Here is a 13,315-nt window from a genome sequence, read left to right as displayed (position 1 = left end):
TGAGCGGGACGAATGTCTTCGATCTATCTGGACCACAACGCGACGACGCCTCCCCTTCCGGAGGTGGTCGAAACCGTGGCTCGCATTTCCCGCGAGGCTTTCGCCAATCCCGGAAGCCGACATGCCGGCGGCCGAGTGGCGCGCCGGGTTCTCGATGAGGCCCGCGAAATCATCGGCCAGGTGCTCGACGCGGCGCCGTCAGAGATCGTTTTCACCAGCGGCGGAACCGAAGCCAACAATCTCGCCCTGTTCGGTTTCGCTCGCGGCCGATCGGGCACGTTCGCCGCAATGGAGGGGGAGCACCCGTCGATCGAAGAGCCGCTGAAGGAACTGGAAGCCCGCGGCTGGCGTCGCTGCACGATCCCGATGTCACCGGAAGGGCTCCCGGCCGTGGCCGCTGAGATGCTGTCGCCGCCGGATGGCCCGAGTGCGACGATCGGCTTCGCGACCATGATGCTGGCGCACAACGAAACCGGGGTGATCCGCGAAGTCGGCCCGTGGGGGACAGAGTGCCTGGGGGGAAGGATTCCGTTTCACGTCGACGCGGTGCAGGCGGCGGGCAAGGTCGACGTCGACTTCCGAGCCAGCGGGGCGACGACGATGTCGATCGCGGCGCACAAATTCGGGGGGCCCCGCGGAATCGGCGTGCTGCTCGTCCGAACCGGTTCCCGCCTCCCGGCGATGGCCTTCGGCGGACACCAGGAATCGGGGATGCGGCCGGGCACGGAAGTCACTTCGCTGGCGGCGGGAATGGCGAAGTCGCTCGAACTGTGGCAACTCGATCGTGACGACCGGACTCGACGGCTCGGGGCGCTTCGAGACCGCTTCGAAGCGGGTGTGCTTGCGGCCGTGCCGGGATCGTTCGTTCACGCTGCGGGCGCGCCCCGGCTGCCGAACACGTCGAACATTGCGTTTCCTGGCTGCGACGGAGACGCCCTCCTGGTGGCCCTCGACCTGGCGGGCGTGTGTGCTTCACTGGGAAGCGCCTGTGCGAGTGGGTCGTCCGAGCCGGCTCCGATTCTGCTGGCGATGGGGTGCTCTGAATCGGTTGCGAGGTCGTCGTTGCGGTTCAGCGTCGGATGGACGAACACGGCCGAAGAGATTGATGACTCCGTACGTCGGATTGCCCAGGTGGTGGCCCGATTGACCGGGCTGTGAGCGACGGCGGCGCAGAGCGCCTCGTGAACGCCTCCACTGCTTTGCGGTCGACCGACTGCTACACTTCAACCAGTGGGGCGGCGGCCGCGGGGACGTTCGATCGCGATAGGGTCATCAATGCCAACAAGCGATGCGATTCTGGATGTCTATGATGCGGGCCCGACGACGGTGGTCGGCTTTGGCAATCGTGATGTGCTGGACGACATCAACCTGGCGCTCTGCCGGGAAGAACTCGTCAAGCTGCTGCAGTCCGCAAAAGCGAAGACCCTGGGATTCGATCTCACGGGTGTGCGGCTGATCCCCAGCGGATTCCTGGGCCTGATGGCGTCCGTGCGTGGCCTGGGGGTCAATGTGCATCTCTACAACCCCTCGCCCGATGTGCGGGAAGTGCTCGAGACGACCAATCTCAATCGACTGATGCCGATTCACGAAATCGATTTCAGCGCGCGGCGGAACGACCAGGCATGACTGGGGATGGCAGTGGGCTGAAGGTGGCGTCCGTCGGCGAATGCGGTATCGATTTCGACCGCTGGCAGCGGGTGCTGGACCTTTGTCAGGAACTCACCGGCCGGGATCTCCTGCCGGCCCTGTCATTGTGCGTCGTGCGGGGCAATCGGTGCATCGCGCCGCTTGCCTTCGGCCGGCGGCGCCTGGCGGATGCTGACGCGAAGGTCGAGCCGGGCGACCGGTTCGTTGTCGCGTCCCTGACCAAGCCGGTCGTGGCGATGGGCCTGATAACGCTGGTCGAGCAGGGACGCATCGGTTTGAACGACAGGGTCCGGGACCTCATCCCCGCGTATCGCGACGCTGCAAAACGTCCGACGACCGTCCGTCACCTGCTGACACACACCTCGGGCCTCCCCGATTCACTGCCGAACAATGTTCCCCTGCGCAAAGAGCACGCTCCATTGGCGGAGTTCGTCAACGGCGCGTGCGCGATCGGGCTCGATTTTCCGCCGGGTCGGGGAGTGCAGTACCAGAGCCTCGGATACGCACTGCTGGGGGAGATCATCGAATCGGTCTCTGGTATCTCGTGCGGCCGGTTTCTCAAGGAAACGTTTTTCGATCCTCTCGGGATGACGTCGACCAGCCTGGGGGACGTGCGTCCGATCGTGGAAAGTCCTGTCGCCGAGATTCGCGTTCCCGGCGAGATGGCGGGCGGGAACGACTGGAACTGGAACAGTCGATACTGGCAGCAGCTCGGCGCTCCGTGGGGCGGAATGCTTTCGACGGCCGGCGATCTCGCCAGATTCTGTGCGATGATGCTCGGCGACGGATCGCTGGGAGGCGTTCGCGTGCTTTCGCCGGCAACGGCGAGTCTTTCCACCACAAACCGACTGGACGACTTCCCGGACGTTCCCGAAGCCGATCGCCGGACGCGCCCGTGGGGCTATGGATGGCGGCTCAACTGGCCGGCACATCCGGCCTGCCTGAGCGACCTGTTGCCGGCCTCCGCTTTTGGTCACTGGGGCGCGACGGGGACGCTGTTCTGGATGAACCGCGAGAACCAGACAGCCGCGGTGATCCTGTCGTCTCAGCCGGTCGAGAAAGATCGCTCGCCAATCGTGAAGCTGTCCAACGCGATCACCGCAGCGATTCGTGGTTAAAGATCATCCCGCCCGACGGTTCAAGACCCGGCCTGGGCAGTCCAGCGCGGGAGAGATCGGCATGGGAGAATGGGTCGTCATTGCGTTCCTGATCATCATCGGGATCTTCCCGCTTGCCGCATTGGCAACATCTGCGGTTGTCATCGCGGGCTTCCTCATCGCAACGCGTTGAGCGCCGTTCGTGGACAAACTTGGGTCTAGCACCTGGCCACCGGGGTGAGCGAGGCTTCTGTGCGAGCTGACGACCGCCGCCCTGAATCTCCTTCGTGAGAGTCGATTCAAAAGGGTTGGACTATGGAATCGATCGTCGATCTTTGCGTGCTGTTTCTGCTGTCGTGGCCGCTCCTGCCATTCATGACGCTTGTCGCGACAGGGCTGATCATGGTCGCATTTCGCGTGCTCGCTGCACTGCGCGATATCAGATGGTGAGATGGAAGTGACGCGTTCGGGGGAAGTCCGACGCTTGCCTTCCTGCCGGGTTCTGCGATGTTGGCCGCTGCAACGTTTCGACACTCTCCGATCAGGCGCCAGGTCATGAACATGCGGTCGAGTTCTGCAGTTGTCGGTCTGATTCTGGGATTCGCGGCTTCGCTGCCCGCCGCGGAAAAGGCTGAGCCCGTTCGCATGGGCTGCGGCATCATGACTTTCGACACCGTTCCCGGCTGGGGACTGGATGACGCAGGCAAGCCGCAGCTCGGCCCCAAGGGAACGCACGGCGGCGTGGCGGTCGGCAAGGACGGCAGCATCTATGTCAGCGCCAACTTCGGTGTGGTCGTCTTCAACCCGGAAGGCAAGGTGCTCCGCCGTTTCATCACCGACGAATACACGATGATCCACGACCTCAAGATCCGGGACGAGGCGGAAGGCGAGTTCCTGTACGGCGCCCGCAACAACGCCCGCGAAGGGATCAAGTTCAATGCCCAGGACGGCGCCATTGCGCTCCGGCTGACGTATCCCGAAGAAGCCGGTCCGAAACCGGAGAAGTTCAATCCAACGGCCATCACGGTGGCTCCCAACGGTGACATCTTTCTGGCCGACGGCTATGCCAGCAATCGCATCTTCAAGTTCGACAAGGACGGAAAGTACCTCAAGCACTTCGGCGTCGCCGGCAACGGACTGAAGGAGTTCAAGACCTGTCACGGGATGGTGCTCGACACGCGCTCCACGCCGCCACGGCTCCTGATCTGCGACCGGAACCACGAACCGAAGGGCCGGCTGCTGCACTACGACCTCGACGGCAACTTCATCGAGGAAGTGATTACCGGCCTCGGCATGCCGACGTCCGCGTCCATCCAGGGGGACTACGTCTCAGTGCCTGATCTCCACGGCCGCGTCGTGATCCTCGACAAGAGCAATACGATCATGGCCGTTCTCGGCCACAATCCCGATCCGGCCAAGGGAAGGAGCTACGCCATCCCGCAGGATCAGTGGATCGAGGGCATCTTCAGCGGAACTCACGGCTCCTCGTGGGACAAGGACGGGAACCTGTACGTCCAGGACTGGAACGTCTCGGGTCGGATCATGAAGCTCGTGCGGGTGAAGAACTGAGGGATTCGCGGACGCGACAAATGTCGCGACCTGCCGCGCGGTGAAAGCCGTCCGCCTCGTGCCCGGAGGAGTTTCCGGTGATCCGGTTGAAGCGTGCTTATGAAGAGGCCTCGCCGCGGGACGGGCTGCGAATCCTCGTCGAACGTCTGTGGCCCCGCGGAGTCCGCAAGGAGACCCTGGCGATCGACTTGTGGCTCAAGGACCTCGCGCCGACCACGGAACTCCGCAAGTGGTTCAACCACGACGTGGAGAAGTGGACAGAGTTCCAGAAGCGGTACCGCGCGGAGTTGAAGAAGAAGGCCGATCTACTGGCGCTTCTGAAGCAACGAACCAGCGAGGGAACTGTGACGTTCGTCTACGCGGCGAAAGATGACGTGCACAACAGCGCGCAGGTCCTGCGCGAAACGCTGGAACAGATGTGAGGCTCGCCTTTCCTCAGTCGCGCGACATGCAAATCCATTATTGGAGGTATTAGCCGAAACAGGGCTGTTCCACGAAAAGTCGGAGATACCATAAAGCCATCGCTACTGTCCCTGTCGCATCGCGATCGCATGGAGAACGACAATGTTGCGCAAGCCCCTGCACATGGTTCTGCTGGCGCCGGCCATCCTGGCAGCCCTGACGACGCTGGCCCTCGCTGATCCCGAATTCGACGCGGTCGTCAAACAGACGACCGCCGACAAACCGAAGTTCGCCGAGCGGCAGAAGCAGCTCCTTGAAGAGCGCTACGACTTGTCGAACAAGCCAGCCGCGGGCGTCACCACGACGCGCGGGAAGCCCGTCCAGGGGGGCGTGCGGGTCAAGCTTCCGGCGGGCGGCACCTGGGACCAGCTGGCGGCGATGTCGCCGGCTGAGATCAAAGCCAAAGACCTCTGGCCGGCCGGTTTCTATCCGCTTCCCCATCCGCACCATGAGGCGGGGGGAATGGTCTTTCCCAAATCGACAATCGACGAGATCAAGAAGCAGACTGGTCGAGACCTGACCCGGTTCGATCTCGACTACGACCTCCCGGACCACATGCTCGCCGAGTTCCCGCCGGCAATCTTCCTCACGACCCGTCCCGACCTGGGGGATGTTTCCAAAGGACAGCTGGTCACGACGGCCAACTACTACGAGTTGTTCAAGGACTGCCTGAATCCGAAACAACTGGATGGCCTGCGGCTGCTGGTCACTCCGTTCCCGCAGCAGCAGTTTAACGCGACGGATGACCGGCGTTCCCTGGCTGCCTCGCTGGGCGTCAGCTGTTTCGATTGCCACGTCAACGGCCATACGAACGCGGCCACGCACACCGTGGGCGATATCCGGCCCAACGAGCATCGACATCGGATCGACACTCCTTCGCTCCGCGGGGTGAATATTCAGCGGCTGTTTGGTTCCCAGCGGGCGCTGAAAACGGTGGAAGACTTCACCGAGTTCGAGCAGCGGGCCGCCTATTTCGACGGCGATCCGATGACTGCGGCCAAGAAGGGGATCAGTCCCCTCGAGCGCGGCAGCCAGGTGCATCACATGGCCGAGTTCCAGGAGCTGCTCGACTTCCCGCCGGCCCCGAAGCTGAACGTCCTCGGGAAGCTCGACTCGGTGAAAGCCTCCGAAAGCGAGCTTCGCGGTGAGGCGCTGTTCCACGGCAAGGCCCAGTGCGCGGTCTGCCATTCCGGTCCGTACTTCACCGACAACCTGATGCACAACCTGCAGACAGAACGGTTCTTCAAACCGAAGATGATCAACGGGCGGATGGCCTCGGCCGACGGTCCGATCAAGACGTTCCCGCTGCGAGGCTTGAAAGACTCCGCGCCGTATCTGCACGATGACCGTCTGATGACGATCGAGGACACGGTCGAGTTCTTCAACGTCGTTCTGGGAACCCGGCTGACGGGAGCAGAGAAAGCGGACCTGACCGCGTTTCTGCGCTGCCTGTAATTCCAACTTTTCGAAAGGCCGCCCCCGAGGTCGATTCGGGGGCGGCCTTCTGTATTCGTGTACGGTCAAGGGAGTTGCGGCAGAGCATTCCCCGCAGACTGCCCAATCCGCAAACCTTTCCCGTTCCCCCACACTTGCAAGTTTTCCGGGTTGCACGCCATGCTCCGCGCGTGACACTTACGCAAATTACGCCGGCTACCCTGCTGTTCGGTTCTTCCGTCCGTGCGGGTTGCTGCAGTTTTTCGAGCCCGCCCGGTCGATAGTGAGACCCGGGAGAGGTGGCTTGGACGCCCGGCGATGCAAAGGGGAGGTCGCTGACACATGGTATGGAAACAGTCCCGCTCGGCTCGTCAATCTGGCCTGGCCCGGCGGTGGAAGCATCTCGTTCTCGGTTGCAGCGTGCTCGCGCTGGGAACCTCCGGCTGGAGCGACGACCTCCCGCCCCTGCCGGCCAACGGCAGCGCTGCTCCGACGCTGAACGGCATTCTTCCGGAAGAGATTCCGGCTGGCCTCTCGGCTGACGACTTCCAGACGCTCACGGGAACGTGGGCCACCTGGGCGGACGAAGCCGCCACCGCGGTTTCGAACGTCTTCCGGCCGCACGAGAATCTGGACGAACTCGACGTCGACCTGGCCAACGTTGAGATCAAGCTCGGCACGATGGAGAAGGCGTTGGCCGACTCCAAGTATCGCGCCGTTCACGGTGCTCTCTCCGACCTGCACGGCCGGCTGCGCCGCCGTGTGGACGTGGCCCGGGTCATTCTCGAGGCCCAGCGAGCCAATGTCGGCGTCGCCCAGGAAAAGAAGCTGACCACGGCCCTCGGGAAGCTCGAACAGGCGGTTGCGACCGTCGAACGGGACGTCTCCCGGTACCCCAACGGCCGGAAATGGCTCCCCTACGTTCACGCCGATCAGCTGAAGGCACTCGCCCAGGAAAAGGCGACGTCGCCGGAACTTCTCGAGACGGTGAAGGTGAATCTCGCCGGCCGGAGCACGCTGGAAGGCGAGGCACAGCGCGAGTTCCTGCACCGGGCCTCTTTCGTGACGCTTGAGCGGGCGATCGACACGGTGCTCGAAGCATCGACGCAGCGCGATCCGGGGACGTACGTCGCCGACCTGCAGCGCATCGGGGCCGCGATGTTCCAGGCCCTCGAAGAATACGAGGTCCGGTCGGGCGAACTCGAGGCGCAGGCCATCCGCGAGCAGTACGCGGCGTGGAAGGCGGTCGCCGCCGATGGCGGAGCCGCGATGTCGGAAGTGCTTCGGAAGCACTACATGAACTTCAACTTCCGGCTTGTGGCATCGGAAGGCTTCATGAAGCGCGTCTTTGAAACCAACCGCTCCGAAGGAAGCTGGGTCAACGACTGCATCATGGAAGCCCGCGTGACGGGTTATCAGTGCACGAACACACAGCTGAACGTGGACATCATGCCGAACAGCGGTTCGGCGAAGTTCTGCCTGATGCTCGACGGCAATGTCCGTTCGAACACCCAGGCGGTGACGAGCCAGGCGACGGCCCATACGGTCGGCAATCACCGGTTCCACGCTGAGAAGGCCGCCTTCTTCGATGGCCACGCCTTCACCGCTTCGGGATCGGTGGTCTCGGTCGCGGCGAACAACCAGCCCGTGAGCGTCGATACGGGCATCCGCCTTCCGATCATCCGCGGCATCGCCAACGGCATCGCGATGAGCAAGGTTCAGGAGAAGATGCCGCAGTCGAACGCCATCACTCGGCAGAAGATCACGACGCAGGTTCAGCCACGGCTCGACAGCGAAGTGGCCGAGAACTTCGACAAGGCGTCGACCCAACTCGAAGCCAAGCTCTACGGTCCGCTCCGCGAGCTGGAGTCGTACCCGCAGGAACTCGACGTCAACAGCACGGATGACGCCATCCTCGTGCGTGCCCGGCTCATGGAAGACCTCGAGCTCGGCGGAAGCGAATGGCCGAACCTCCCGATGCCGTCCAGGGGCATCGTGATCCAGACGCATGAGAGCCTGCTGAACAACTCGATCGAGCGGGCGAATTTTGCCGGCCGTGAGCTGACCCAGCAGCAGCTGCAGGACGAACTGCGGGCCCGCATGGAGAAGCTTCTGGGACGCCCGCTGGAGCAGAAGGTCGAAGCCAACGAGGCGACGGATTCCAGTGAGCCCACGAAGGCCGACGAGCCTTCCAAGGTGGAGGACGTTCCTGCACCGGACGAAAAGGACAAGACGGCCGTCTTCGTGTTCGATGAACATGACGCCATCAAGTTCAAGGTCAGCAATGGCATCGTGAAGATGATCATGCGGACCGGCCTGAAGCGTGAAGGCGCCGATCCGATCCCGACGCAGCAGATCGAAGTCTCGCTCGGCATGACCGTCGAGGGCGACGAGATCGTGATCGACCGCGTCGGAACGATCGCCGTGCGTCCTGTCGGCCCGGTGCAGAATCGCGGCGAGCAGATCGTTCGCGCCAACGTGATGCGGAGCAACATCGCCCGGCTGACGCCCGAACGCCGCGTCAAGGCGACGATGAACATGAAGAGCGGCGACAAGAACATCCCCGTGCGGGTCACCGATGTGGTCACCCGGGACGGTTGGGTTTCGGTCGTCGCGCAGTGAGTCAGGCGTTTTTCGGAACGCTGAAGGCCGGACATGCCCTGCATGCCCGGCCTTTTTTTGTGCCGCGTGAATCAAGAACCGTTGGCTGGATGCGACTCGTCCGGCGACATCGCCCTCGCGGCCGGGGCGAGGAACCGCAGTCCGCGTCTGAGTGGAGACATCCTTCCCCTTGCCGTCGGCAGTCGGGGAAGGTGAAATAGAACTGCCCTCCGCTGTGCGCCCTCGCCCCCCTGATCCCCTCCCTCAAGGCCGCGGCATGTTTCACCGTGAACCACGTCTTCGACAGGCGCGTCTGTCGCTGACGGCCGCCGTCGCGATGCTGTGCGGAGCACTTCCGGCCACGTCGACTTCCAGGCTTGCCGCTGCCGACGACCTCTATGAAGCCCGCATCAAGCCGCTGCTCAAGGAGAAGTGCTTCGGCTGCCATGGCGCCGTGAAGCAGGAGGCCGGCCTGCGAACCGACGCCGCCAGGCTGATTCACCAAGGGAGTGAAAGCGGTCCGGTCATCATTGCGGGAAAGGCCGCCGAGAGCGCTCTCATCCGGCGCGTCACTTCGACGGGGGACGATCGGATGCCGCCGGAGGGGGAAGGCGAGCCGCTGACCTCCGAAGACCTGCAGGCATTGAAGGCATGGATCGACGCCGGAGCGCCCGCTCCTGAGGACGAGGAAGTCCTCACCGATCCCCGGCAGCACTGGACATATCAGCGCCCGCGGCGAGTCGAGCCGCCGGAAGTGGCCGGTCTGGACCATCCGGTGGACGCGCTGCTCGCCACGAGGCAGGCGCAGAAAGGTCTCATCCCTGCGAGGCCTGCCGACCGTGCCCTGCTTCTCCGGCGCGTGACGTTCGACCTCATCGGCCTTCCTCCCACTCCCGAAGAAATCAGCGAGTTCCTGGCCGACGAATCTCCCGAGGCGTACCGGAGGGTTGTCGACCGACTGCTCGACAGCCCGCACTACGGCGAACGCTGGGGACGCCACTGGATGGATGTCTGGCGCTACAGCGACTGGGATGGTTACAAGGCTGAAGTCCGCAACAGCCAGAAACACATCTGGCACTGGCGGGACTGGATCATCGAGTCGCTGAACGCCGACAAGGGCTACGACCAGATGATCCGCGAGATGTTGGCGGCCGACGAACTGGCCCCCGGCGACCGCGATGCACTCAGGGCCACGGGATTCCTCGTCCGCAACTACAACAAGGCGAACCGGAATATGTGGCTCGACAACGCGGTCGAGCATACCTCGAAGGCGTTCCTCGGCATCAGCCTCGCCTGCGCTCGCTGCCACGACCACAAGTACGATCCGATTCCGCAACAGGAGTACTACACGTTTCGGGCCATCTTCCAGCCCTACTCCGTGCGTACCGACCGTGTGCCGGGCGAGACCGACATCGTGAAGGCGGGCCTGCCGCGCGTCTACGACGACAAGCTCGACACGCCGACCTGGCTGTTCAAACGGGGCAACGAGAAAGACCTCGACAAGGAGCACCCGCTGCAGCCGGGCGTCCCCGCCGCACTCGGCGGAGAGTTTCGGATCGAGCCGGTCGAACTGCCGCTGGCCGGGTGGATCCCCGACCTGCAGGACTTCGTCGAGCAGGATGACCTGGCCGCCGCAGGGTCAGCCCTCGACGCCTCGCTGGCCGCCGCCTCGAAGCTACGCGATGCTCCGGCCGAGGATCCCAAACGCCTGGTCGCCGATCTAAAAGTTGCGGCCGATCGAGCGACGCTGGAATCGCTCAAGGCCCGCTGGGCGGCCGATCGGGCAAAGCATCTCGAAGGGGGCTGCGGAGCGGGTGAAGACGTTACGGCTGCGCAACTCGAGCGTGAAGCAGCGATCGCCACTGCGGAGCTGGAAGTTGTTCAGAAACAACAGGCCCTGGCGGCCGCTGTAAAGAAAGCTGAGCAGGCACCGGCCGACGGCAAGAAAAAGCCGGCCGCAAAGAACGCGGCCACGCCTGCGAAGCTCACCGAGCAACTCGCCGCCGCCAGGAAGAAACTCGACGAGGCCCGGCTCGACCTCGAGAAGGCCGATGGAGCCTACACGCCTGTCGCGAAGCAGTACGGGAGAGTCAGCAGCGGTCGCCGCACGGCACTCGCAAAATGGATCACCGCGCCCGAGAACCCGCTCACCGCGCGAGTCGCCGTCAATCAGATCTGGATGCGGCACTTCGGGACGCCGCTCGTCAGCAATGTCGTCGACTTCGGACTGAATGCGCCGAAGCCCGAGCAACTGGAGCTGCTGGACTGGCTCGCCGTGGAACTGATGACGGGCGGAGCCACCGGCCGTCCCTGGAGCATGAAGCACCTCCACCGGCTGGTCGTGACTTCACAGGCCTACCAGCGGTCGTCCAATCCCGATGACGCACCGGCGGCGAATCTCGCGATCGACCCCGAGAACCGTCTCTACTGGCGGGCGAACATCCGGAGGCTTGAAGGGGAAGGCGTTCGAGACGCCGTCCTCGCCGCGGCCGGGACTCTCGACCGGACGTTCAGCGGCCCCGACCTGCCCTTCGGCGACGGAGAGAATGTGCTCCGCAGGAGTCTTTATTTCCAGACGGCGTACGAAAAGCAGATGCTCATGCTGACGCTGTTTGACGCCGCCAACCCGGCCGATTGCTACCGCCGCACTGAGAGCATCATCCCCCAACAGGCTCTCGCTCTTTCGAACAGCTCCCTGCTGTCGACACAGTCCCGAAAGCTTGCCGGCAGACTTTCCGCGACGCATGAGAATGACGAGGAGTTCGTGAAGGAGGCCTTCCTGCGGATTCTCAGCCGGCATGCCACGTCGCCCGAACTTGATGCCTGCCGTGAGTTCCTCGCCGGGCAGCAGAAACTGCTTTCAGAACCGACCGGGCTGACATCCATCGCCGGCGGCGCGAAACCTGGAACGCCGCCCAGTGACGATGCCCGTCAGCGCGCCCGCGAGAACCTGATCCTCGCGCTGTTCAATCACAACGACTGCGTCACCGTGCGATGAGCCTCATGACCAGCCCCCAATCAACGCCCCGTTCGCTCGTTGATGCCCAGACCCGTCGCGCCTTTCTGACGCGGGCCGGCCTCGGATTCGGCAGCATCGCCCTGGCCGATCTGCTGCACGGCGACGCTCGGGCGGAGTCGCATGCCCTGCCCACGGGCATCAGCCATTTCGCGCCGAAGGCGAAATCGGTGATCTGGCTGTTCATGATCGGCGGCACGAGCCACCTCGAATCGTTCGATCCCAAGCCGGCGCTCAACCAATATGCCGGCAAGTCGATCGCAGAGACGCCCTGGAAGGATGTCCTGACCTCCCCGTTTCTCGCCAATGAACGGATCGCGGCAGCGGATGCCAACGGCCAGATCCGCAACACGATCTATCCCCTGCAGATCGGCTACCGCAAGCACGGTGAGAGCGGCCTCGAGATCAGCGACTGGTTCCCGCATACCGCGAAGCAGGCGGATGACCTCTGCCTGATCCGCTCGATGTGGACGGAGGACAGCAATCACGGCGCGCAGATCCAGTTCCATACCGGCCGCAATCGCCTCGACGGGTACTTCCCCACGATCGGCGCCTGGGTCAGCTACGGGCTCGGATCTCTGAATGACAACCTGCCGCGGTTCGTCGTCCTGGGCAATCCCCTTGCCGACTGCTGCGGCGGCCAGGAGGCCCATCGCGCCAACTACCTCGGCCCGCAGTTCGACGGCGTGCCGCTCGCCGTCGATCCTCTGAATCCGCTGCCGTACTCGAAGCCCGAGAAAGGTGTCTGGAAGGAAGAGCAGAAAGCGCAGTTCGATCTCGTCCGCAAGCTGAACCAGCTGACCGCGAACCAGTATCCGAACGACCCGGCTCTCCAGGCCCGCATCCGATCGTACGAACTCGCGTTCCGCATGCAGTCCGCCGTTCCCGATGTCGTGCGGTTCGACGAAGAAACGGCCGCCACACAGGCGATGTACGGCGTCAATGAGAAGGAAACCAAGGAGTTCGGCAGCCAGCTCCTCGCGGCCCGTCGGCTCGTGGAACGCGGAGTTCGCTTCGTCCAGGTCTACCACGGCTACAACGGCGGCGCCGGCAGCTGGGATTCCCATGCCGGCCTCAAGGTCAATCACGACAGGCTCGCCCGGCAGACCGATCAACCGTGCGGCGCCCTCCTGGCCGACCTCAAAGCCCGCGGCCTGCTCGATGAAACGCTCGTGGTCTGGGCCACCGAGTTCGGTCGCACCCCCGGCTCGCAGAGTGGCGACGGGCGCGACCATCATCCGTATGGATTCTCCGTCTGGATGGCGGGTGGCGGCATCAAGGGCGGCATCGCGCACGGGGCCACCGATGAACTCGGTTTCCACGCCGTCGAACACCGGCACTACGTCACCGACGTTCACGCCACGATCCTGCACCAGCTGGGCCTCGATCCCCGCCGGCTCGCCCTCCCCTCCCGCAAACGGATCCAGAAGGACTACGGCACGCCAATTCACGAGATCATCGCGTAGTCCCCGAAAGTCCGATCGCCGAT

The 13,315-nt window shown here is 63.9% G+C and carries 11 protein-coding genes; all 11 read left to right on the top strand.

Features of this window, described 5'->3' with window-relative positions:
- Nucleotides 1-12 precede the first annotated feature (12 nt).
- The 11 genes from Pan44_RS10415 to Pan44_RS10370 all read left to right on the top strand — a co-directional run bounded on the left by Pan44_RS10415 (nt 13) and on the right by Pan44_RS10370 (nt 13,292).
- A complete protein-coding gene (locus tag Pan44_RS10415; protein ID WP_145029877.1) occupies nt 13-1,158 on the top strand; it encodes a cysteine desulfurase family protein in 1,146 nt (381 codons plus the stop codon).
- A gap of 117 nt (nt 1,159-1,275) precedes the next feature.
- A complete protein-coding gene (locus tag Pan44_RS10410; RefSeq protein WP_145029875.1) occupies nt 1,276-1,626 on the top strand; it encodes an STAS domain-containing protein in 351 nt (116 codons plus the stop codon).
- A complete protein-coding gene (locus Pan44_RS10405; RefSeq protein WP_145029873.1) occupies nt 1,623-2,765 on the top strand; it encodes a serine hydrolase domain-containing protein in 1,143 nt (380 codons plus the stop codon). The genes Pan44_RS10410 and Pan44_RS10405 overlap by 4 nt, the downstream gene beginning before the upstream one ends.
- On the top strand, nt 2,758-2,937 hold the full coding sequence (locus tag Pan44_RS10400; RefSeq protein ID WP_145029871.1) for a hypothetical protein: 180 nt from the start codon (nt 2,758-2,760) through the stop codon (nt 2,935-2,937). Before Pan44_RS10405 ends, Pan44_RS10400 begins: the two co-directional genes overlap by 8 nt.
- Before the next feature lie 122 nt (nt 2,938-3,059).
- Entirely contained in the window at nt 3,060-3,194 is a 135-nt protein-coding gene (locus tag Pan44_RS28085; protein WP_261342603.1) for a hypothetical protein, read from the top strand.
- 111 nt (nt 3,195-3,305) lie between these two features.
- Nucleotides 3,306-4,313, top strand: a complete 1,008-nt coding sequence (locus Pan44_RS10395) for a 6-bladed beta-propeller (RefSeq protein ID WP_145029869.1) — start codon at nt 3,306-3,308, stop codon at nt 4,311-4,313.
- Between the two features lie 77 nt (nt 4,314-4,390).
- The gene (locus Pan44_RS10390; protein WP_145029867.1) at nt 4,391-4,735 is read left to right on the top strand and encodes a DUF488 domain-containing protein; all 345 of its coding nucleotides are present in this window, start codon (nt 4,391-4,393) and stop codon (nt 4,733-4,735) included.
- 142 nt (nt 4,736-4,877) lie between these two features.
- Nucleotides 4,878-6,230: a cytochrome B6 gene (locus Pan44_RS10385; protein ID WP_145029864.1), complete on the top strand. Its 1,353-nt coding sequence runs from the start codon at nt 4,878-4,880 to the stop codon at nt 6,228-6,230.
- 321 nt (nt 6,231-6,551) lie between these two features.
- The gene (locus tag Pan44_RS10380) at nt 6,552-8,831 is read left to right on the top strand and encodes a hypothetical protein (RefSeq protein WP_145029862.1); all 2,280 of its coding nucleotides are present in this window, start codon (nt 6,552-6,554) and stop codon (nt 8,829-8,831) included.
- Between the two features lie 256 nt (nt 8,832-9,087).
- Nucleotides 9,088-11,808 carry a PSD1 and planctomycete cytochrome C domain-containing protein gene (locus Pan44_RS10375; protein ID WP_197454001.1) on the top strand — a complete coding sequence of 907 codons (2,721 nt, stop codon included), beginning with the start codon at nt 9,088-9,090 and terminating at the stop codon, nt 11,806-11,808.
- Nucleotides 11,809-11,813: 5 nt separating this feature from the next.
- Nucleotides 11,814-13,292 carry a DUF1501 domain-containing protein gene (locus Pan44_RS10370; protein ID WP_197454000.1) on the top strand — a complete coding sequence of 493 codons (1,479 nt, stop codon included), beginning with the start codon at nt 11,814-11,816 and terminating at the stop codon, nt 13,290-13,292.
- Nucleotides 13,293-13,315: the final 23 nt, after the last annotated feature.

Source organism: Caulifigura coniformis (assembly GCF_007745175.1).
Taxonomy (GTDB): Bacteria; Planctomycetota; Planctomycetia; order Planctomycetales; family Planctomycetaceae; genus Caulifigura; species Caulifigura coniformis.
Note: the sequence above shows the minus strand (reverse complement) of the source record. Positions and strands in the feature narration are given on the sequence as shown.